At 38.4% G+C, this 23,378-nt stretch carries 15 protein-coding genes and 2 pseudogenes; 7 read left to right on the forward strand and 10 right to left on the reverse strand.

What is annotated here, in order from left to right:
• Positions 1-280: 280 nt before the first annotated feature.
• From TY21_RS08085 to TY21_RS08095, 3 genes are read left to right on the forward strand one after another with little or no spacing between them, the layout of a single operon-like run.
• Positions 281-925 carry a transposase gene (locus tag TY21_RS08085; RefSeq protein ID WP_052354589.1) on the forward strand — a complete coding sequence of 215 codons (645 nt, stop codon included), beginning with the start codon at positions 281-283 and terminating at the stop codon, positions 923-925.
• On the forward strand, positions 915-1,169 hold the full coding sequence (locus tag TY21_RS08090) for a hypothetical protein (RefSeq protein WP_052354590.1): 255 nt from the start codon (positions 915-917) through the stop codon (positions 1,167-1,169). Before TY21_RS08085 ends, TY21_RS08090 begins: the two co-directional genes overlap by 11 nt.
• Positions 1,170-1,220: 51 nt before the next feature.
• Entirely contained in the window at positions 1,221-1,547 is a 327-nt protein-coding gene (locus TY21_RS08095) for a hypothetical protein (RefSeq protein WP_052354591.1), read from the forward strand.
• A gap of 236 nt (positions 1,548-1,783) precedes the next feature.
• Here the strand turns inward: TY21_RS08095 and TY21_RS08100 are convergent.
• Both TY21_RS08100 and TY21_RS08105 read right to left on the reverse strand, forming a co-directional pair.
• A protein-coding gene (locus tag TY21_RS08100; RefSeq protein ID WP_232044350.1) for an IS5 family transposase occupies positions 1,784-2,610 on the reverse strand; the annotation gives its coding sequence in 2 pieces (ribosomal slippage) (positions 1,784-2,223 and positions 2,223-2,610; 828 coding nt in all).
• An 820-nt stretch (positions 2,611-3,430) separates the two neighbouring features.
• The gene (locus TY21_RS08105) at positions 3,431-4,171 is read right to left on the reverse strand and encodes a tetratricopeptide repeat protein (RefSeq protein ID WP_042241209.1); all 741 of its coding nucleotides are present in this window, start codon (positions 4,169-4,171) and stop codon (positions 3,431-3,433) included.
• Between the two features lie 80 nt (positions 4,172-4,251).
• On the opposite strand from TY21_RS08105, the gene TY21_RS08110 reads away from it, so the two are divergent.
• The 4 genes and pseudogenes from TY21_RS08110 to TY21_RS11515 all read left to right on the forward strand — a co-directional run.
• Positions 4,252-4,464 (forward strand): hypothetical protein, encoded by a 213-nt coding sequence (locus TY21_RS08110; RefSeq protein WP_145987373.1) that lies wholly within the window; start codon positions 4,252-4,254, stop codon positions 4,462-4,464.
• A 117-nt stretch (positions 4,465-4,581) separates the two neighbouring features.
• Positions 4,582-5,037, forward strand: coding sequence for a hypothetical protein (locus TY21_RS08115; protein ID WP_052354525.1), 456 nt, complete (start codon positions 4,582-4,584; stop codon positions 5,035-5,037).
• Positions 5,038-5,156: 119 nt separating this feature from the next.
• The gene (locus tag TY21_RS08120) at positions 5,157-7,031 is read left to right on the forward strand and encodes an SWIM zinc finger domain-containing protein (protein ID WP_042241197.1); all 1,875 of its coding nucleotides are present in this window, start codon (positions 5,157-5,159) and stop codon (positions 7,029-7,031) included.
• 355 nt (positions 7,032-7,386) lie between these two features.
• Positions 7,387-7,591, forward strand: a pseudogene (locus TY21_RS11515) (ISKra4 family transposase); the annotation flags it as partial.
• A 286-nt stretch (positions 7,592-7,877) separates the two neighbouring features.
• Here the strand turns inward: TY21_RS11515 and TY21_RS08125 are convergent.
• The 8 genes and pseudogenes from TY21_RS08125 to TY21_RS08160 all read right to left on the reverse strand — a co-directional run bounded on the left by TY21_RS08125 (position 7,878) and on the right by TY21_RS08160 (position 23,315).
• Positions 7,878-10,916 (reverse strand): tetratricopeptide repeat protein, encoded by a 3,039-nt coding sequence (locus TY21_RS08125; protein WP_042241195.1) that lies wholly within the window; start codon positions 10,914-10,916, stop codon positions 7,878-7,880.
• 142 nt (positions 10,917-11,058) lie between these two features.
• On the reverse strand, positions 11,059-12,270 hold the full coding sequence (locus TY21_RS08130; protein ID WP_042241192.1) for a hypothetical protein: 1,212 nt from the start codon (positions 12,268-12,270) through the stop codon (positions 11,059-11,061).
• Positions 12,271-12,740: 470 nt separating this feature from the next.
• Positions 12,741-13,829 (reverse strand): tetratricopeptide repeat protein, encoded by a 1,089-nt coding sequence (locus TY21_RS08135; protein WP_042241189.1) that lies wholly within the window; start codon positions 13,827-13,829, stop codon positions 12,741-12,743.
• Positions 13,830-13,966: 137 nt separating this feature from the next.
• Positions 13,967-14,587 (reverse strand): hypothetical protein, encoded by a 621-nt coding sequence (locus tag TY21_RS08140; protein WP_042241187.1) that lies wholly within the window; start codon positions 14,585-14,587, stop codon positions 13,967-13,969.
• A complete protein-coding gene (locus TY21_RS08145; protein WP_042241184.1) occupies positions 14,551-15,618 on the reverse strand; it encodes a hypothetical protein in 1,068 nt (355 codons plus the stop codon). The genes TY21_RS08140 and TY21_RS08145 overlap by 37 nt, the downstream gene beginning before the upstream one ends.
• Before the next feature lie 638 nt (positions 15,619-16,256).
• Positions 16,257-18,641 (reverse strand): DUF4116 domain-containing protein, encoded by a 2,385-nt coding sequence (locus TY21_RS08150; protein WP_052354524.1) that lies wholly within the window; start codon positions 18,639-18,641, stop codon positions 16,257-16,259.
• A 137-nt stretch (positions 18,642-18,778) separates the two neighbouring features.
• On the reverse strand, positions 18,779-22,168 hold the full coding sequence (locus tag TY21_RS08155) for a tetratricopeptide repeat protein (RefSeq protein ID WP_130589639.1): 3,390 nt from the start codon (positions 22,166-22,168) through the stop codon (positions 18,779-18,781).
• Between the two features lie 94 nt (positions 22,169-22,262).
• A pseudogene (locus tag TY21_RS08160) lies at positions 22,263-23,315 on the reverse strand (IS481 family transposase).
• Between the last annotated feature and the right edge of the window lie 63 nt (positions 23,316-23,378).

Here is a 23,378-nt window from a genome sequence, read left to right on the forward strand (position 1 = left end):
ATAATTTATACTCTTACTTCTAAATTGCTTATCCTACACCTTTAAATTTAAACTTCATAAGCCTCTATACTCAATGATGTACTTATTTCTTGTTGACGAATTTTTAATAAAATAATGTTGTAGCTTATCAACTCATTAAAAATAATTTTTCGTCTATATTCTCCCCCCCCCCCTTTCCTTTTATTAAAGAATATCTAAATCAACGTGAAGTGGCTCTCAAACAAGAAAATTCCACAATAGCTTATTCAAAATTCAATGGTGTTGGCTGGCTTTTTGCTTGATGGGCATACTAATTACAAATTCAATCTGTTGGGCAAAATTTGAAAGGGCTGGGCTTAAAAGCTATAAAAAGATGGCTTTATCGGCCATGTTTAGACGTGCTAAGATTGCTTGGGAGAGGCTGCTAATTTGTAGTGTTCTCGAGGTCGTACGTAAACATGGCATCACAGAAGGGGTTCTTATTATCGATGATAAAGATCACAGTCGATCAAAAAATGCTGAGAAGTTGCCTCATTTACATAAAATCCGTGATAAGAAAACGAGGGGTTATTTTTGTGGCCAAAATATAGTATTTCTTCAGCTAGTGACTAAAAAATTTTGCATTCCCGTCTCCTTTGCCTTTTATTCTCCTGATCCTGTACCCACAAAATGGCAACAGGAAGTGAGGAAGCTAAAAAGGTTGGGAATTTCTAAAAAAGACCGTCCCAAAGAGCCTAAAAGGCCATTAGAATATCCAAAAAAGTATACACTAGCTTTGCAATTACTTAGAAATTTTGCCTGTGAATTTCCTGCTTTTAAAGTCACTTGCGTACTCACTAATGCTTTTTACGGCAATAGCTTGTTTGTAGATGGAGTAGAAGTTATGTGGCCTGGAGTGCAAATCATTATCCAACTTAAGAAAGAATCAAAAAGTCATGCGGGGTAAAAAGTCTCTCTCATGCCAAGAATTCTTTGAAGCCTACCAAGGCTGGAAGCAGGAAATTTTCATTCGCGGTGATAAAAAAAATGGAGTGCAAGCCGGGGGAGCAAGGTTATATGTTCTTTCTCATCATAAAAAACGATGGGTAATAGCACTCAAATATAAGGGAGAAAATGAGTATCGCTATCTTATGGCTGCAAATCTTTCATGGAAGATGAAAGATGTGGTGCAAGGATATACTTTGAGATGATTATTAGAGGTTTTTATTGAAGATTGGAGTAGTCATTGTGGGTTTTGCAGTTTGGCCAAACAGTGCGGCGTTGAGGGATCAGAGCGACCTTTGATTCTAAGCCTGCTGTTTGACCACTGCTTTCTTTTTCATTTGTCTCAAACAAATTTCATTAAGAACAAACTCCCTTTAGCAACTTTGGGGAGTCTAGTAGAAAAGTCTAGAGTGGATGCTTTGTGCCAAGTTGTAAGAGAAATTGTTGAAAATGAAAATTCAAAAGAACTCTTCCGAAATTTCGAAAAGACGCTAGATGAAATCTTTGTTTTAAGGCCTTCTCGTAAACATTTAAATGCAGTACAAGAAAATGTAACTTTTGAGTCATTGAGAAAAGTTGCCTAGCTGTCAAGAATAAAAAAGTATATCATCGAGTATGCAGTTTAAGAGAAATAAAGAAAAAAATTTTGGTAGCTAGGATAGGTCACTAAAACTGCCGACCCTGAGTCACTAACCATGACGGATGGCACAGCTGCCAAATTAGCGATTAAGGAAAAGCGTTAGATTCTGCCATTCAAATGCAGCAAGAGGCTGTACAACAATCCGATCAGCTTGCTCAGACATTAGAACTCTTTCGAAACTCACGTATTTAATTCCCAGTTATAGATTGCTGCAATTAAGTTGAAGCGAAGTGCAAATCTTTTACGTCTATTTCTGTAGCGATCGGCTATAATTTTAAATCGCTTAAGGAGGCCAATCACGTTTTCATTGGCAACTCTTTCTCTGGATAAACTTTGGTTTGTTCTTTTATCCTCTTGAGTTAAAGGCTTCTTCTTACTTTTTTTCTTAGGCATTTGGGTTTGGGCATGCAGCTTTTTTAATCCTTGATACCCTGAATCGGTTAACACTCTTATTTGTGGATTGATTTTAACTTGGGATTCTTTGAATAGCCTAAAATCATGCTTTTTGCCGTTGCCAAATGAGGTACAAATTACTTTTTTACTCTTCTTATCGACTACAACTTGGGTCTTTAGGGTATGTTTTTTCTTTTTCCCTGAATAATAGCGCTTTTGTTTTTTTTAGGGCGCTCAATAGGCGTTTCTGTAGCATCAACCAAAATAACCTCATATTCCGTATCGCTTTTCAAAAGCTCTTTACGTCCCGGTAAAGCAAAATCTGGATGCTTGATTAACGTATCTTCAATCCATTTCACCGCTTTATAAGCTGAGCTTTCACTGATTCCATAGCTTTGGCTAATATGGAAATAGGTTCTATATTCTCGCATATATTCCAAGGTCATTAGCAGCATGTCTTCTAAACGTAGTTTATATTTACGCCCGCCTTTAATCTTCTTGGCGGCATCGGCTTCCTGTAAAATTTGCACCATCTTATCAAAAGTACTACGCTTTACCCCTGTCAATCTGCGAAACCGTTCATCATCTAATTTCTCTATCCTATCAAATTTCATGGTGCCTCCTTTAAATGTTGAGTCACCATTTTACTAAAATTTACATTTTATTCCAGTTTCGAAAGAGGTCTATTAATGAAAATGCCAGACCAAGAAGCAAGTATCTTCTCTTGGAGTGTCCAATTTTACTATGAATTATAGAATCCAAAAAGGATTCTACAATTCATTTGGTTCTTTAAACTTCCTTCAAAATGAAAATTTTGGAGATACTGCTTTTTTAGAATTGAGATGAAATGCGAAACATCATTTTCGAATGGCAAGCGATACATTTAAACCATCCAAAACAACGATTGCGTATATATTTGACAGCTTCTTTGCCCCGCGTAAAAAAAGATAAACAAAACAAATGATTTCCCAGCCACAGCAGCGATCTCTCAATCCAGCTATAACGGCTTTCCATAGCATTTTTTGTCAAAAGGTGAATTAAGGAAATATTAACCCCTTCTCCAAACGATAAAACGGGAGTGCAAAATATAGGTCGGAAAGCTGCTCTTCTTTCTAGATGCACGCCATCCCAGCACTCGAAGATAAAGCATGCTAAAGATTAATTGACTTTCTGCAACTCTCAAAAAACAGATATTTTTACCGAATAAACGATGCTTTTAGATGAGCTAAAAACTGGTTAAAATTCCATCAACTTGGCGAATCGCCAAGTTGATGTCAAAATTTATCAACCGCGGATGGTTCCTTCCCCAGAATAAGAAATAGAAGGCAAAGAATAGGACTTTTTAAGAAGAGAATCAGGGTTAAGTTGTTGAACGACCTTAGCCAGCTAAGATTTCCATTTATTAATCGCTTCCTGATACTGTTCCACTCCTTTTTACTCATAAAATTTTATCAAATAATCAATTGCTACAGGATCGTGATTTTGAGCAGCTTTTTGATATAAAAGATGGGCTATTTCTATCCGTCCTTTTTCTTCAAACTTTTGAGCAACATGGCGTACGATGTCTACATCGTCTGAATAGTTTGCAGCTTTTAAATACCATTGAAGCGCGGTTTCTTCATCTTTGGAAACACCTTCGCCTCTTTCGAGACAATGCCCCACCATAAATAACGCTGGAGGATAGTTTCCTTCTAACCCCGCTTTTTGATAGCAATTAAAAGCTTGAGCAAAATTTTGTTCCGTTCCCTTTCCCTGATAAAAGCAATGACCTAAGTCAAATTGATATTCAGCTCTTTTCGAGGGATTTAGAGAAGAATCATTAGCAAAAATATAAGCCTTACAAGCTATTTCTTTTAGATCTTCTTGGCGGCCTACATAATTAGGATAATATAGCTGTATTTGATTAGTGCCACAATATTGGTTAATGCAACAATAATAGATCTTAGCCATTTTTTCGGCGGTTTCAGGATTGTATTTCGCTTTGGCTCCTAATTCTAGTTGTATTTTTGCAAATGTGCAGCCATCATATAAAGATACCTGATTTTTTGCATCTTCTACTACTGCGATAATATAATTTAGATTTTTGCTAAAATTGTTTTCAATTAGCTGATTAAACGATTTTTGGGTAAATTTATCTACTTTGCTTAAATAATTATCAAAAATATTACTAATCATTTAAACCTTCCTTTTTAATTTATATTTTTTTATTTAGTGATATGTTCAATTTATCATCCACTCTATTAATGTCACCAATAATGTCACCAAGGAAAAAATTTATGCGAGGCGCAGGATCAACTCCCCCATCTCCACCTCTTGAAAATATGCCAGTTGTTTCTTCCTTTAAAACACGTACAACTGAAACCTCTCAAACAGAAGAACAGCAACCTCAGAGAGAGGAAGGACAATCCACCTCTTTGCCTCCTTCTGCTTCTCAATTAGATCGCATCCAACAGGCGAATTTGAATTAATCTGTCCAACAAAGCCGCTTATTAAGCCTAGCTAAAAACCGTAAAAGTGAAACATCTCAAATAGAGGAACAGCAATCTCAGAGAGAAGAAGGGCAATCTGCTTCTTCTGCTTCTCGCGTGCTTCCACTACAACAGGATCAATCTGCTAAACGACAGCGCACCCCCCCCCCTCAGCACCACCATCGTCAAATCGCCCTAGTCCCCCTACCTTGCCAGCAGCTCCAAGCCTACCCCCTGTTCCAAGTAGTCACCATCCTTACCGTGCACCATCTCCTCTACCCTTTCCTATGCCTTTTCCTCAGAGCCTGCCTCCAACCTCAGCTGGTTACTATTTTTATCATGCGCAACCTTCAGCTACTTGTGCATGGCTTGGGAAAGACAATGTATGAACGTAAGGAATTGTATCACTGGAAGGCTCAGCACCCCAATGAGCTTCCTAACCAGTGGCCAGAAGATATTCCTTTTCTGCCTCAAAATATGATGAGCGACAAGAAAAACCGAAAGATTATTGATGAACGCCTAGAGGATTGTTCAAATTTTTTTAAGATTGGACTTAACACAGCGAAAACTTAAAGCCCATATTCCTCACTACTTTTTATAAGCTTCTGAATATGAAAAGGTTGTAAAATTTAAATTTAAGAATCAATTTTTATAATCACTTAGCAATCAGTAGCTTAAATTTCAGGTGAGGAATGTGGGTTAAAGAAGATACTCATCCATTATTTTTGCTTGGACTGATAGCACTTGGAATAAAAGGCTTTAAAACAGTAAAATATGCACTTAATTTGATTGAGATTTTGATAACACAGTCAAAAATTATGATAAAAAATCCTTTTTATTTTAATGAAGCTATGATTAAAGAATGGTGTTTTCCAAACACCTTCCTTAAGGGTGAAAATTACATTGAAAAAGTTACTTTTTTAACAATAGTCGCGGATACTTTATATGCTACAGTTCAAGGTAGCTTACCCGAGCCTTACCAAGTAAAAGTTTCTCTAAAAAATCAAGAGTGGCAAAAAGGCTACTGCTCCTGCCCTTCTGATTTTTATCCTTGCAAACATCTTGTAGCTGTCTTACTTAAAATTGTTCGTCAAGGTATTGAATCTTTCGGCCCGCCTTTAGAAGAGAAACTAAGAACCTTAGATCTGAGCATGCTTAGATCTTTATTGTTAAGGTTGATCGAGCAGCATCCTTATCTGGTGAAAGACATTCAAATTTTCCTTATCCGCCCTGTAGCAACCGGAGAACCAACATTTCTTCTGGATACTCAAGTCATTGTTAGTGAAATGGAAGATATCCTTTATCAGGATTATGATTTTTGGGACGATGAAGGAGAGGGTTTAAGTGAGATAGCTTTAAGAATTGAAGAACTAATGAGACAAGTTATTCCTTTCTTAGAAGCTGAAGATGGAGTTAATGCTTTTGCTATTCTAAAGGCGATCACTAAGCCGTTAATAGAAAGAAAAGAAACCTTTACCGACTTTGGCGGAGATGACCTTTACGAGGAACTTTTAGATGCTTTAGCGTCGCTTTGGATAGAAGTCATTCTTATCAGTCATTTTTCTTCGCAAGAAAAAGCAGTTTGGATTGAAATTTTTTATGATTGGAACGAAGAATCGGATGGCGCTTTTGATGCTGCTCCTGAATTGATGAAGGCTGGATGGGACTATCCCCTACTGAAAGCAGCTCTTACTAATCAAGCAGATTTTGCTAATGAGCTAGATGAAGAGGTCAGCAAAAAAATTGCGGAGGTTGCTTTTCGTGTTTTAAAACGACGAAAAAAGCTTGATACCTGTCTACTTTTAGCTCATCTAGCGCGCATGGACGAAGAATATGCGAAATTACTCATTGAGCTTAAAAGATATGTTGAAGCAGAAAACTTCATTAGTAGCCATATTCGAGCCCCTGATACACTTTTAAAGCTCTCTCAACAATTTTATGGATGTAAAGAGCTCCAATTGGCTTTAAAAACAGCTCTTTGCTATAAAAGATCCCATGAAGAAGGTTGGCTAGCAAGAGATTTATTAAGGTGGACAAGAGATCTAGCTTTTGAAGTAGGTCAAATCCAGATAGGTATAAAAGCTGGAGTAGATTTGCTTACTATGGCCTCTTCTTTGGAAGACTATAAAGCTTTACAAAAGGGGGCGCAAAGCCAATGGGATATCATCAAACCAGGCATTTTAAAATTTGTTCAAATTGACAGGCCCTACCATTATGAGGAGTCAATTAAAATTCTTTTATATGAGAAAATGATTGATGAAGCTATTAAGATCGCAGAAAAATTTAGAACTATGCCGGAGTTTCTTATTGAGGAAGCTTTAACTCAGCGGCCTGAATGGGCTTTAAAAAACTGTCAAAAACTTGCCACAGAGGCCATTCAGCAAGGGGCATCTTATTATGACCGAGCAGCAGAGTGGTTGGATAAAGCTTATCTTGCTGCTATACAAGCACAATCTATCGCTCAATGGACTAAAAATATCCGGCAGCTTCTTGAGGAACACCATCGTAAACGCAATTTGGTTCCCAAGTTAAAAGAACTCCTTACCAAACATAACATTGACCTATAGCTTCTACACGTTAGGAGAGAGAGAATCTCTTAAATAAGTATAGACGCAAAAGACTTAAGCTCTATTCTTAAGGCACGCTTAACGAGGTAGTACTAATTAAATATACCTTGCAAGAAGCTAGGCGTCTAGTGATATATGCACACTCCTCTATTAAGCAATGTTGGAGCTATTGGCTAGAATGGCCTAATTGGCGTCGTAAGCCTTAAGCGAGTGCATGGTACTACCATTATCAAAAGCAAAGAAAACTATGTCTATATTTACCACTATAGTACTAAGTTTAACGCGCTAGAGCACCTTGAACAGGAGAATGGCTTAATAAGATGCTATAGGTATATGAAAAAAACTGGATATGATGAATTATAAAAGCGCTTTAGATGAAGGCTTACCGGTCGAATCAGGTGAGATAGAAAGTAGCCTTAAGGCATGTGGTACAAAAGAGGCTGAAAATAGCGGGAGCTTGGTGGAGGACAGAAAATGCTAATGCGATGCTAAGCTTAAGAATAGGTAGATTAAATGGTCATTGGGAAGCTTGCTGGAATTCCTACAAAGCTGCTGCTTAAAAAGATTGCCAACACTTTTGTTTACACCCTTTCGAAAGAAGTCTATTATCTTTTCTAACCTATGTATCACGCCTTTTAACTGCCAATTTTCAGCTCGAAGTTGGGCATTTTCAGTCCTTAGCTGTATAATCTCAGCCCTTAGCTCTGTATTCTCTTTAAATAGTTGTTCGTACGAAGGTTGCGTACTACTCAATATATGATTAAGTAAATATAAAATCTAGAAATTATTTTATTTATCACAAAGTAATTGATAACCCTCGTGACCGCTTACTACCAACCAGAAAATTTACATGACTAAACATTTTTTCTCTTGAGTGAAACCGTGTTTTTTTTCACTATTCCTAATAATCTCTTCATTTGTAACTCTAATATGAAGACGAGATACTAAATCATCTGAAGTTTTTTGAGCATAACTTTGCTCTATGCTTGCAGGTAGGCATTTACACAAAGCTAAAGCTTCTTCCAAAGAATTTTTCGCGGAGCTATATTCTTTAAGCTCAATGAGTACCAAACCCAACATATTTAAAGAGTGAGCGAGCATAGGATGAGGAGCGTTATATATAGCACGCCGCATTTCTACTGCTTTCTCAAAATAAGGAAGAGCTTGTGTAAATTTTTTTTGTTCTCCCAATATAGTGCCTAACATGTGTAAAGTAAAGGCTTGAGAAGGGCTAGGCAGGTTTCCATCAATGCTACGCTGCATTCTTAAAGCTACATTTAAATTTTGCTCTGCTTTGCTAAATTTTTTTAAGTCAGAATATAGGATACCTAACTTAGTTAATAAAGTAGCGACAGAAGGATGAGGCCGATCCTGATAAATTATACGCAGTATTTTTAAAGCTTTTTTATAATTTTGCTTGGCTTCTTTCAACTGATCAAGCCTTTTCAATGCATATCCTAAGTTATGCAAAGAATCAGACACAGAAGGATGGGGCTCCGTCCCATATAAAGCATATTTTATCTCTAAAGCTTCTTGATAAGCCTTTCTAGCTTTTTCATGTTGTTGCAGGCGAGAGAAGCTAATTCCCAAATTATTTAAGGAATCTGCTGTATCAGGATGAGGCTGAGCTCCATGTAAGATACGATTCATGGCTAAGGACTGCTTATAATAATTTTTAGACTCCTTTATTTTATCTATATCCCATAACACGACTCCTATGCTATTGAGCAATCTAGCTAACGGGGGGCAAGATTGCCCATCATATATGCTACGATAAATATCTAAAGCTTCCTCATAATGTTGCTTAGCTTTTTCTGGCTTATGAAGAAATCTTAAAGCCCTCCCTAAGTGATTTAAGGTAATGGCTACTCTTTCCGATGAATTTCCGTATAGACTACGTTGAATTTTTAAAGCTTCTTCATGATGCTGTTCTGCTAATTTAAATTCTCCCAAATCTTTTCGCATAACTCCTAAGTCATTTAATAAATTTGCTAAGTTTGGATGATGAGAATACCCGTAGACATTTCTGAAATATACCAAAGCACTTTGATAGGCATCCAAAGCTCCTGAAAAGTCGAGGGCCACTTGCTTCGCTCTTCCAATAGCATGCTTTAACTTGCCTAATTCCTCTTGGGTAAATCCATGTTCTATAAAATTGTTTAATAAATGCTCCGCATGTGGAAGCCATCTAATTCCTAGTTTCCATGTTTCAGGTTTTTCCTTATCTATAAGCTCACTTCTTTCTAAAATAAAATCAAAAACTTCTTTAAGGTCTTGATCATTAGAGCTGATTTCTTTTTGTATAGCCTGTTGGAGAACATCTTGGTTTGTTTTTTCCCTAAGGATAATCATAGAATGAAGGACTTCTTGCAATAAACGGTGCAGACTAAGTTGCTTAGAAGTAGCATCATAACGTACTAAAGCGTAATTTCTTAAAACTTTAAGCAAAGCTTGGGCAGCTTGGCGTTCTTGCCCTTCACTTAGCTTGGCTTCCTTTTGAAGCCATGCTTGCAGCCAATCTAGCGGAATACCTTCAGGGCTTAGATAACTGAACAGCTGCAACCATTTCAAAGCGAAAGGATGCTGATTGTTTAGCTTTTGAAAAGTCAAAAACCATACTTTCTCTATAGAGAAAGGATAACGTTCAGTTCCGTCTTGCTGAATAAGATCTTCTTGATTTAATTCTTGCAGGTAGTCTTGTAAGCTCATTTCCTCTTCTACCAGGTAAGCCGCGGCTTTACCTAAAGCTAAAGGGTAGCCTCTCAGCTGATCTATTAGAGGTTGCAGTTGCTCTTCTTTCTGTTCGGCTATCTGGTTTTGCAAAAATTGTAGGGCCTCTTTCTGAGTGAAAGGCAAAACTTCTAGACATCCTTTAATGGAAGGAGCTACATCTTTTCTTTTAGCGGTCATTAAAATAAAGCCTCCCCGCTGAGGGAAGGTAATCTTTTCTTCCACATTATCAAAAATTAGGAGCCAAGGCTTTTCAAAAGGATGGCTTTCTAAACAGAGGAAAAGATTTTTTTCAATCTCTTCAGTGGTAGCTTTTTCATCTATATCTATCTTTAGCGCAGTAGCTAGCTGTCGATAGGCATGCGCACGGCTTTCAGCTGTTTCGCTATCTACCCACCAAATAAGAGAATAGTATTGCTGATGCTTGTTAGCAAAGTAGCAGGCTAGCTCACTCTTTCCCATCCCTGCAAGCCCATATAGTACTCGCCATACGCTAGGTGCATGCATTTCTCTTCCTGCTACAGGCAACAAAGCATTTTCAAGCTTTTGCATTAAATCTAGCCGCCCAGCAAATCCTTCCAAGGGAGTTTTTAAAGAGACTAAGCACCTAGTTTTTAAAATATTTCTTTGCAACTGCGCTAATTCAATTTTTTTTATTTCTAATTCAATCTCTGCCTGCTCAACCTCTGCGGCTGTCCTTTTTTCTTGCAATTTTTGAGTTTCAATGTGATGCCTTAAGTCGTTTTCGCCTTTTCTAATTTTTTGAGCAAGCTTGGCATGAGCGTCAATCAAATCTCTGCCTTGCATAGCTGTTTCATAATTGCGATTACCTATTTGTTGAGATAGATGCACATTCCACCCTACGCTATCTACTGTTACTTGTTGTAAGCTAGGAAGCCTGGGATGGCTTCCTATTACGCTAGTCGCTACTTCATTTACTTCTTCAATTATATCCATACCTGCACGATTCAAGTTCAGGCTGTCTCGGATAAAAGGGGCTATCAATTGCTCAGATAAGGGATGTAGACTTTGTGATTCTAAGCTAATGATCGGGAAAGCGACTGAATTAACAGGTGAGCTTCCTGAAGAAGAAGATGGACTAAAAGGGTTAGTAGAAAAAGAGGTTTTTTTATCTACAGAATTACTAGGTTGCATAGCACATTCTCCTTAGGAAGAAGAGAGATTAAATAATTGCATTTAATCTCTCTCATTATTTGATTTTAACAAGTTTTTAAGGTATAAGATTTTTTTACACAGAAAGAAGCTTTAAATAGCATCTTTCTTTTTATAGAAAATTTTACATTAAAAGACACTTTGGCTTAGCTATACTAGCTATGGCGTTGAGTGTATTAGTGGTCGCTGTAGCTGCTGTCTCGGTTAATCGGCATCTTGTATCGGCATCAATACGTTTGCCCTCTATTTCTACATGTTTTTCAGCAAGATACTTCTCTACTTCCATCTTGTTTTTTTCTTTAAGTTCTTCTATTTCTTTTTCATTTTCTGCTTTTTTACCTTCTAGCTCTACCCGCTCTTTCTCTAAGCTTAATTTTACTAAATCGACCTCATGGGATTGAGCTAATTTTCTTTCTTCTAGGGAAAATTTTATTTCTTTTTCATTTTGCTCGGAAACGAAATTAGCCCCTTGCATTAGCTGATCAAAAAGTTGAGATTCTTCTTTAAGCTTTTGATTATGCAAAGCTGTCATAATTTGCAATTCATGGTTTTCATGGTGAGCTAAAACTTCTAAGCGTGACTTAAGTAAGTCAAGTTCTTGCTTTCTAGCATAGAAAACTAAATTGATGCACTCTTGGTAATCTTTGAATCGACCATCCGTATTGATTCTTTGTAGATCCATAAATTGCTTAGCGGTCTCGTAGTAGCGCTGTCCTACTTGAGTAGCCAAATGTATTGTAAATTCTACAGATCGATTACGTTCATCATAATCCATTTGTAGTGCTTCACCTGTTCTTATGCTTGCTATTGTGGCATCCTTCAACGCTTTTGCGATTTCAAAAGCTAAAGAACTACAAAGCTTATTCATCTTCATCGATTCATCGTAAAATGAATTTACACTTTCATCTATTTGTCTGCGTAAGGCTATTGTTTGGGTTGTTTGTTCAGATAAAACAATTTTTATCTTTTCTAGCATTTCTCTATCTTCTTTAATACTTAGTGCTCCTTTTTTTAAGGATTGTGTAACTAATTTTTGACTACCTCTAGAAGGAGCCTGAATGGCTGCTTCTTGAAATACAGGAGTAAGGCGCGAAGAGTCTAAAGCAGGCGATGTAATTTGAGAATTCGGTTGCCCATAAACCACGGGGCTAAGGGAGTTAGAGGGAGGCGCATAAGAGGTAGGACGAAAGCTGGTGGGTTGGAAAGAACGAGGCTGAAAAGAAGACGAGGAGCTCCAGGTACGAGCATTCCAGCTGCTGACTGATTGTTGAGGTCCTGAGCTAGATGATGTCGAACTATTAGTTGTGCCCGATTGTTCATTATTGGTAGGTTGCATAATATTTCTCCTTTAAAAGCAAGTATTATTTAATGTTAAAAAGCGTAAATTAGCTACATAAGACAAAATGATTTTCTTTAATGAGTAGTATTAATTAATATTTTTAAATACAACAATTATTTTTATTGCTGTATATACTTTCCTCTTAGCATCCCTTGGTTTTCGCCTTTTGGTAAGCGGTCACGGGGGTAGGCTCAGCTTTATAGGTAGGTCGGAGGGTATCTGCAAAATAAAAAATTCTTGCCAATAGCTATTTTCTCTATTTATGGACTTTATGATTTACATTAACAGCTTAGCATCAAGAATTTAAATAATCCTATCCCCAATGACTACTTCCGTCTTTTGAGCTATACATGCCACATTACTTCTAAGCTAGGTAAAGAATTTATTATCACTCGCTCAGGTCTATTTTTATCAAGCACCTTTTTAAATCTTTAAAAGTTCTTCAAAGTGTTCTCTGGCTGCCAACACTAGACTTGCCCAGGGTCTTTTGATACAATTAATAAATTGTTAAAGACCTCTACTAGATTAGGGTGGGGCTGATTTCCATAAAGAGTACAAAGCATTTCTACAGCATCTTTATAGTATTGTTTAGCCTCCTTCAGCTGCCCCAGTTTGTAGAGTACTCCTCCTAGGTTATTTAAAGAAGCTGCTACCTCTAGATGAGGTCGATTAAAATGTAAAGCTTTCTGCATTTCTAAAGTCTTTACATAATATTGCTTGGCTTTATTAAACTTATTCCTGACGCGAGATAAAGCGCCTAGACTGTTTAAAAAAGTAGCTATCATGGGATGAGGTTGACCTTCATAAAAAGTATCATATAAGTTTAAAGCTTTTTTATAACACTTCTTAGCTTCTTGATAGCATTGCTTAGCTTCTGGATAATTTTGCTCGTTTTCTTTCCTCTGTCCTTGTAATTTTAGTATCATTCCTAGATTGTATAAGCAATCAGCTACAGCCGGGGGAAGTTGAATTCCATAAAAGGCATCGTACATTTTTAAAGCGCTCTCCAAGCGTTCCTTAGCAGCCTGTAGCTGCCCTAGTTTGCATAGTACTACCCCTAAATTGCTTAAGGTGCTTGCTGTAGAGGGGTGGGATTGACTCCTATAAAGCCTATCTTTCATTTTTAGAGCGTCTTCATAATATTGCATAGCTTCTTCTAAATCTCCCAATTCTCGTGATATTTTTCCTAAATTGTTTAAAGAAGCAGCTATATAAGGATGAGGATCGCTCTCATAAAGCCTATAATTCATTTCTAATGCACGCCTTAAGTTCTCCTTGGCATGCTTCAGATCTCCTAAATATAGTAATATGTCTCCTAAGTTGTTTAAACAAGCTGCTATCTGCGGATCAGGCTGATCACCATAAAGATCCACAAGCATTTTTAAAGCTTTCTCATAATTTTGCTTGGCTAGCTCCCAATTTCCTAAGTTTCGCAGTGCCACTCCTAAATTATTTAAAGATTGAGCTAATCTTGAATGAGGCTGATCTCCATATTTTGCTTGAAAGCAGTTTACAGCATTTTCGTAAGCTACTAAAGCTCCTTGATAATCTAACATTATATCTTTAGCTTCTGCTACCGCTTGCCAAAGCTGCCCCTGTTCTTCTTTATTTAATAACTCTTGATCATGCTCTTTTAGCAGAGATTCCGCGTGGGGAAGCCAAGCAATGATTGACCCCCTTGCTGCTGGATCGTCTAATGATATTGCTTTCTTTCCAACAGAAATTTATAGGTTTGTTGAGCAAAGCTTTCTTGAATCCCTTCTTCCTTTTGTTGTGTCACTTTCTTTTGCAATTTAGGTAAGAAACGCAGGGCCTCTTGTAATAGACGGTGCACGCTAAGATGCTTAGAGCGAGAATCGTAGCGCACCAAGGTATAGCTTTTTAAAACTTTAAGCAAAGTGCGAGTAGCTTCAAGCACTTGCCCTACACTTAGCTCGGATTTCTCCTGGAGCCATGCCCGCATCCAATCTAGGGGAATGCCTTCAGGGCTTAAGTAGCTGCAAACCTGCAGCCATTTCAAAGCAAAAGGATGGTGAGTATTTAGCTTTCGAAAAGCCAAACGCCATACTTTCTTCATAGAGAAAGGATAGCGTTCAGAACCTTCTTGTTGGATGAAGTCTTCTTGATTTAATTCTTGCAGAAAGTCTTGTAAGCTCATTTCATCTTCTACCATATACGCTGCAGCTATGCCTAAAGCTAAAGGATAGCTATGCAGCTGATCAATTAAAAGTTGCAGCTGTCTTTCTTCTTGTTCAGGTAGCTGCCCTTTTAAAAATTCTATAGCTTCTTGTTGAGTGAAGGGCGTAACTTCCAAACATCCTTTAAGAGAAGGCCTATGTCTTTTTTTTGAGACGTTATTAAAATAAAGCCGCCGCGCTGCGGAAGCTTTATTTTTTCTTCCACGTTATCAAAAATTAGCAGCCAAGGCTTTTCAAAAGGATGGTTTTCTAACCAAAAGAAAAGGTTTTCTTCGATCTCCTGCGTGGTAGCTTTCTCATCTATATCAATCTTTAGAGTAGTAGCTAGCTTTCGATAGGCAAGGGCACGCCCCTCACCCCTTTCACTATCTATCCACCAAATAAGAGAATAGTGCTGCTGATGCTTATTAGCAAAGTAGCAGGCTAGCTCACTCTTTCCCATCCCTGTAAAACTACAGATTGCTCGCCATACGCTAGGAGCATGCATTTCTCTCTCCGCTAGAGGCAATAGAGCATTTTCAAGTTTTTCCATTAAATCTAGCCGCCCAGTAAATCCTTCAAGAGGAGCTTTTAAGGAGATAAAGCGACTATTTTTTAAATCCTGCATCTGCAACTGCATAAGTTCAATTTTTTTTCTTCTTAAAGCTATCTCCTTTTCTTGAACTTCTATCTCTTTTTCTTTTACTTGTAATTTATGGGTTTCAATCTGATGCTTTAAATCATTTTCATTTTTTCTCATTTCATGCGCAAGCCCGCTATGGGCGGCAAGCAAATCTCTGCCCTGCATAGCTGTTTCATAATGACGATTGCCCATTAGTTGAGATAGATGTAGATTACATCCTATGCTATCTACTGCCATTTGTTGTAAGCTAAGAAGTTGGTGGGGGTTTGTTCTTACTTCTCCTAATACGCTAGTAGCCACTTCATTCACTTCTCCAATTATACCCATGCCTGTACGATTCAAGTGCAAGCTGTTTGTAATAAAAGGCGTTATCAATTGTTCGGATAAGGGATGTAGACTCTGTAATTCTACGCTAGGGGTGGGAAAAGAGATTGAAGTAATGGGTGGGCTTCCTGAAGAAGGAGAGGGGATAGAGGGTTTAATAGAAGGAAAATCCTCTTTGCGCATAAGATCAGCAGGTTGCATCTATATTTTCCTCAAGAAAAACTTGCTTTAAAAAATACTTTTTATGTTTAAGTTTTAGTTGTACAGCAAAAAAGGAATTAAAGAAAAGAATAATTTTACTGTTTAATACAGCTTGACATAATTTGTAACTATTCAGGTCATCATTTGATAGGTAAGCGAAGCCTTGAGAACTATAAATTTGCTAGAAGTGGTTTATGGAGAGGGAAGAGGCTGCAAGCAGGGTGATCCTCAAATTGCATGGACTAATGCTTCTAAAATGCTCCAGCCTTGTTTTCTTGCTGTTGAGATATAGCTGCGTATGCGACAAAAAAAAGGCCCCTCCTTCAAATGAGCGAAAGCATCCCGAGATTTTCGCCCTAGGAAGCTAGACTACCAGCGAGCAGAATTATATGCTAAATCTCTGGCGATGAATAAGTTGACAGAACTGAGAATGCCCCAAGGGCAATGGGTACTAGCTTGATAAGCCTTAAACAAACCAACTATTAGATCATTTACGCAACAAGGCCCTTAACAGCAGCAAGTATAATCTCCTTATCCAAGTGCTTACCCATCCACTACAATAGCCTGCCATCTTGCTAAGCGGCGGTGAGTACAAATTCTTTATCTTCTTTTAGTGCTTGGCTTGCGTACACAAGTACTCAGACATCTCGCTGGGCAGCAGCAAGCACTACTTCTTCATCTTCTTTTAACTCCTGGCTGGCGAACTGAAGTGCCCTATCATTTTGCTTAACGGCAGCAAGCACCACTTCTTTATCTTTGTTTAGCATCTGGCTTGCGTAATAAAAGGCTAAGCCATTTTGCTTAACGGCAGCAAGCACCACTTCTTTATCATTCTTTAATGCCAGGCTGGTGTACTGAAGTGCACAGCCATTTTGCTTAACGGCAGCAAGCACCACTTCTTTATCTTCTTTTAACTCCTGGCTGGCGTGCTGAAGTGCATAGCCATTTTGCTTAACTGCAGCAAGCACAATCTCTTTATCATTCTTAAGTGCTTCCAGCATCCACTGCAATACCCTGCCATCTTGCTTAATGGCAGCAAGCACCATTTCTTTATCTTCCTTTAGCTCCTGGCTGGCGTACTCAAGTGCCCAGCCATTTTGCTCAACGGCAGCAAGCACTACTTCTTTATTTTCTTTTAATGCCTGGCTGACGTACTCAAGTGCCCAGCCATTTTGCTTAACAGCAGCAAGTACAAATTCTTTATCTCTTTTTAATACCTGGCTTGCGTACTTAAGTACCCAGCCATCTTGCTTGAGGGCAGCAAGCACCACTTCTTTATCTTCTTTGCTTACATACCCAAGTGATCGGCCCTCTTGCTGCACAGCAGCAAGCACAATTTCTCTATCTTTTTTTAATTTCTTGCCTGCATGCCGAAGTGCCAGGCCATTTTGCTTAACAGCAGCAAGTACTACCTCTTTATCCTTCTGTAGACCCTGGCTGGCGTACTGAAGTGCACAGCCATTTTGCTTAACAGCAGCAAGTACTACCTCTTTATCCTTCTGTAGACCCTGGCTGGCGTACTGAAGTGCGCAGCCATTTTGCTTAATAGCAGCAAGCACCACTTCTTTATCTTCTTTTAACTTCTGGCTTGCAAACTTAAGTGCCAAGCCATCTTGCTTAACGGCAGCAAGGACTACTTCATTATCTTTTTTTAAATCCTGGCTTGCGTACTCAAGTACCGAGCCATCTTGCTTAATAGCAGCAAGCACCACTTCTTTATCTTCTTTTAACTTCTGGCTTGCAAACTTAAGTGCCCAACCTTTTTGTTGAACGGCAATAAGTACAAAACTTCTCTCATTTTTAAGCTCTTCAGGCGCATACTCAAAGGTCGAGCCATTTTGCTGGACGGCAGCAAGCACCACTTCTCTATTTTCTTTTAATTTTTGGCTGGCATAATAAGATGCAAAGCCATTTTGCTGGACGGCAGCAAGTACCACTTCTCTATCTTCTTTTAATTCTTGGCTGGCGTATTGAAGTGCCAAGCCATGTTGCTTAACGGCAGCAAGCACCACTTCTTTATCTTTTTTTAATTCCTGGCTGGCGTACTGAAGTGCCCAGCCATCTCGCTTAACGGCAGCAAGCACCACTTCTTTATCTTTTTTTAACTCCTGGCTTGCCTCCCGAAGTAGCCAGCCATTTTGCTCAACAGCAGCAAGCACCACTTCTTTATCTTTTTTTAATTCCTGGCTGGCGTACTGAAGTGCCGAGCCATTCTGCTTAACGGCAGCAAATACTACTTCTCTATCTTCTTTTAATTCTTGGCTGGCGTACTGAAGTGCCCGGCCATCTTGCTTAACGGCAGCAAGCACAAAACTTCTCTCATTTTTAAGTTTCTCATGCGCATACTCAAAGGACGTGCCATTTTGCTGAACAGCAGCAAGCACGACATCTTCATCTTCTTTTAATGCCTGGTTGGCGTATGCAAGTGCCTTACCATTTTGCTGAACGGCAGCAAGCACCACTTTTTTATCTTTTTTTAGACCTTCACTTGCGTACTGAAGTTTCAAGCCATCTCGTCTAACGACAGCAAGCAGACATCTCTTCTCCTTATTTAATTCTAGTTCTGATAGCCACTCCTCCGAATGCTGTGGTTCCTTCTGAACGGCAACAGCTTCCTTATTTTCCTTGCTTTTTAGCTTAAGCTCCGCAGGCTCAAGGATCCAGCTGTTTTGCTGGACAGCGGTAAGCATAGCCGCTGTATTACTGGAAGGGAAGCTACGCTGCGGAGATGTAGGATGCGCCGACGGCGGAAAGTTAGGGTAGCATTTTTGATGGGTAAAGTCCCAAATGCCTACAACTATATTTCCTATAATAGGAATTAGCAAGATGATACACCGTTTAAAGCTTTTCTGACTAAGATGTCGATAATAAGAGTTTTTATTTATATTTTCTTTTGGTTGAGAGCGTAAAATGACCTGTTTTTGGAAAATATCAAATAGGTTAGTTATTGTACTGACGATGGGTATGTAATCAGCCACCTTATCTATATAACTGCAAGCTTGAGATAACTTATTTGTTTCCACTGAATATTCCTCAGTAACGAGCTTAAATTAAAATTAATTGAACACATTTATATTATTAAACTTAAAGAAAAGCAATAAAGTAATTAAATACGACCTATTAAATAAAATAACTACTTATTTCCTTAAAACGATCGTTTTTACATAAGTAGGCAAATCTCTTTTTTATTTTTGCTTTGTTTCTTTAGCTTATTTAATTCTCTTTCCTTACTTGCTCTTATCGTGATTATCCTCAAATTTATATGTTTCAACATTTTTTGAGCAGCTTCTTTTTCCTCAATCGCATGCAATTGCTGGTAAATAATTAAAGCTTCTTTCATATGTTTCTTGGCTAAATCGTATTTATTCAAATCGACAAGTAAAAGGCTTAAATTGAATAAAGAGTTAGCTACACCTTCGTGAGGTTGGGTAGGATGCAGGGCACGTTGTATTTCTAATTCTTCTTGAAAATGCTGTTTAGCTTGTTCAAATTGCCTTAAATCTTTTAAAGCTCCTCCCACTGCTCTTAAAGAAGCGGCTACGTCAGGATGGGGCTTCAAGTTATAGAGACTCCGTCTTATCTTTAAAGATTCTCTATAATGTTGCTCAGCAGCTTCAACCTCTTTCAAATCCTCTAATATTATTCCTAAATTGTACCAAGCATTAGCAAGCTCAAATGATGGCAAAACAGCGTTGTTTAAACGATAAATTTGCAAAGCTTTTTCAAAATAGGGTTTTGCTGCTTCGCGTTCTTTCAATAAACGCATAACAGCACCCATATTAGTTAAGACAGCAGCTAAAGCATTGCTAGGCTGATCGCCGTCGATAGCATATTGCATCTCTAGCGCTTCTTTAATACAGGCTTTAGCTTGATTTCCTTGTTGTAGGCTAATTAAGACTGTTCCTAAAGAAGCTAATGCAGAAGCTAACTTTGGACACGCTTTGTTCCCATGCAAATGACGTCTTATCTTTAGATTTTCTTCCAGACAAGGAAGAGCAAGAGTAAATTTTCCTTGTCCTCTTAAAACATCTCCTAGGTTAAATAAGAGAAGTGCAATAGAAGGATGATTTTCATCTTTATAGAAACTGCGTTGCATCTCTAAAGCTTTTCTAAAATTCTCCTCTGCTTCGTTTACTTCTCCTATTTCTGCCAGCAAGAGACCTAAATTGTTTAAAGAATCTGCTTGAGAAGGATGAGGACGCTTGCCATATAAATCTTCTTGTATCTCCATTCCTTTTCGAAATGCCTGCTTCGCTTCTTCATATTGCTGAAGTGTAGATAAAACGGTTCCTAAATTGTTTAAAGAGATAGCCACATTGGGATGAGGCTGTGTACCATAAAGTTCATCGTAAATTTGTAAGGCTTGATTATAATGTTGCTTAGCTTGCTCTAGCTGTCCCATCTCTTGCGATACTACTCCTAAGTTATGTAAGGAAGCACCTACCTCAAAATTAGAATGATCGCCCCCAAGGACAAGATGCATCTGTTGAGATTGCTCATAATACTTCTTAGCTTTCTTAAGGGATCCTAGAGCTTGGAACGTAATCCCTAAATTGTTTAGGGAAATAGCCACATGCGGATGAGATTGAGTACCATGCAAGTCGCGGAGCATGTGTAGAGTTTGTTTATAATGTTCCTTAGCCTCCTTAAGCCGTCCTAGCCAGCGTAATACTTGCCCTACACTATGTAGGGAACAAGCTATATCCGGATGAAACTTACCCTCATATTCAGCTTGAAAGCAATGCAGGGCTTTTTGGTGGGCGGCTAAAGCTCCTTGATAATCTACGATTATCCTTTTAGCATGCCCTATTTGGCTCCATAGCTGACCTTGCGCTCCTTGAGTGAGTACTTCGGCAAAATGTTGAAGCATATGCTCAGCGTGGCCTAACCAGTTAAGAGCCAATTCCCATATTTCCGGCGTGCCTATTTCTATCTCATTACCTTTTTCTAAAAGAAGCTGGTAAGCTTGGCGGACAAAATTCGTCTCTTCTCCTTTTACTTCTGCCTCTTCATTCTGAAAGAGGGCCGCCGAACGTATGACCTCTTGCACTAGACGGTGCAGATTAAACTGCTTAGAAGTAGCATCAAAACGAATTAAAGCATAATTTTCTAAGACTTTAAGCAATGCTCGAGCAGCTCTGTTCTCTTGCCGTTCACTTAGCTCGGCTTCCTTTTGAAGCCATGTCTGCATCCAATTAAGAGGAATGCCTTCAGGGTTTAAGTAGCTACACACCTGGAGCCATTTCAAAGCGAAAGGATGCTGAGTATTTAGCTTTTGAAAAGTCAAACGCCATACTTTTTCTATAAAAAAAGGATAGCGTACATAGCCTTCTTGGTTTTCTTGATTTAATTCTCGCAAATAGTCTTGTAGGCGCATTTGCTCTTCTACAATGTAAGCGGCGGCTTTACTTAGAGCTAAAGGATAGCCAAGTAGCCGATCAATTAAGAGTTGCAACTGCTCTTCGTCTTCTTCTATTTGTCCTTTTAGAAACTCTATAGCTTCATATTGGGTAAAGGGCAAAACCTCTAGACATCCTTTATGAGAAGGAGCTATATCTTTTCTTCTAGCTGTCATTAAAACAAAGCCTCCCCGCTGCGGAAGGGAAAATTTCTCTTCCACGTTATCAAAAATTAGCAGCCAAGGCTTTTCAAAAAAATGATTTTCTAACCAAAAGAAAAGACTTTCTTCCATCTCCAGTATGGTAGCTTTTGCATCTATATCTATCTTTAGTACAATAGCTAGCGACCGATAAGCATGAGCACGGCTGTCTGCCGTTTCGCTATTTATCCACCAAACAAGAGAATAAAGGTTTTTATGCTCATTAGCAAAGTAGCAGGCTAGCTCACTCTTACCCATGCCAGCAAGCCCATATAGTGCTCGCCATATGGTAGGTGCATGCACTTCTCTTTCAACTACAGGCAGCAAAGCGTCTTTAAGCTTATCTATCAAATCTAGGCGTCCAGCAAATCCTTCCAAGGCAGTTTTTAAATAGACTAAGCACCTGGATTTTAAAATATTTCTTTGTAACTGCGCTAATTCAATTTTTTTTATTTCTAATTCAATCTTTGCTTGCTCAACTTCTGCGGCTGTTCTTTTTTCTTGCAATTTTTGAGTTTCAATGTGATGCCTTAAGTCGTTTTCGCCTTTTCTAATTTTTTGAGCAAGCTCGGCATGAGCGTCAATCAGCTCTCTGCCTTGCATAGCTGTTTCGTAATGGCGATTGCCTATTTGTTGAGATAAATGTGTATACCACCCTAAGTTATCTACTGCCACTTGTTGTAAGCTAGGAAGCCTGGGATGGCTTCCTATTACGCTAGTCGCTACTTCATTTACTTCTTCAATTATATCCATGCCTGCACGATTCAAGTTCAAGCTGTCTGTGATAAAAGGGGTTATCAATTGCTCAGATAAAGGATGTAGACTTTGTGATTCTAAGCTAATGATCGGGAAAGAGACTGAATTAACAGGTGAGCTTCCTGAAGAAGGAGATGAACTGGAAGGGTTAGTAGAAAAAGAGGTTTTTTTATCTACAGAATTACTAGGTTGCATAGCACATTCTCCTTATAAAAGAGAGATTAAAAATGTCCTAGACAGTACTTGGCCTGACAAACATGAGTTACCTGGCAGGTGCTATTTCTGTCAGTTATAACTTATCTAACATCTTTTCTGGCACAAGATGTTTGGCATCTAAGAATGTTTGTAAAGGCGTTTTGCCGAAACAATACTTTCCTGTATGTGTTCTCTCGTTATTATACTCATTCATCCATTTATCCCCATCCTCTTGTAATTCTTCAACATTTTTAAACACTTTCTTCCTAAAAGCTGTGGCATAAAATTCATTCTGGATGCTCTGATGAAACCTTTCGCAGATTTCATTGATTTGAGGGTGCCTGGCTTTAGTGCGAGAATGGTCAATGTCTTCAATGGCCAGATAAAGTTCATACTCATGATGCTCTCTTGCTCCGCAGTACTCTGTACCACGATCGGTTAATATTCTTAAGGCACGACTACCTTGCTCTTCAAACCAGGGAATGACTTGATCATTTAAGCATATCCGCTGTTACCAACGCATTTTTCCTATCGTATAGTTTGACAAAAACTACTTTAGAATAAGTATCGATCACTGCCTGTTGATAAATGGGTCTAAACGCTTTTAATAGTGCCTGCGTAATAGGTATCTTGAGCTAATAAATAGCCTGGATGTTCAGTTTCAATTTCGCCAGGCGCTTCTTTTTCTTCCTTGGCTTTTTCAAGAGCTTTTAGTTGGTCCTCTGTTAATATCATTTCTTCTTAAAGTCAGTTTAGCTTTCCATGCTTCGAGGCGTTTTTAGAAAGTCTTAAAAATTATATCTTAAGCCAAACAGAGCGCACATCTCCTGGCGAAATGAAAATTTCTTGTTTCTTTAAGCTCGTTACATAAACTTACTTGTCCATAAATAGGCTTTTAAAGAGCAAAATCAACCCCAGCTTTTTCGATAGGCTCGTCCACTCTGGTTTTTATGCAGGTTTTTTTACGTGTCATATCCTAAAGAGCTGCCTCTCCGTCTGTCTCATAAAGTTCTTTGAATCTATAAAAGCTATCCCTAGAATATCCCATCATCTTACATGCATGAGAGACATTTCCTAATATTTCAGCTAGCTTTAAAACACCAATTTTATTTTTTATAACTTTTTGATGAGTTGCTAAATTTGACATTTTGACACTCCTTATTGGTTCAAGTCGCTCATTTCAACTTCCCTGCTATCACTTTTAATGAAA

Origin of the sequence: Neochlamydia sp. S13, assembly GCF_000648235.2 — a bacterium.
Taxonomy (GTDB): domain Bacteria; phylum Chlamydiota; class Chlamydiia; order Chlamydiales; family Parachlamydiaceae; genus Neochlamydia.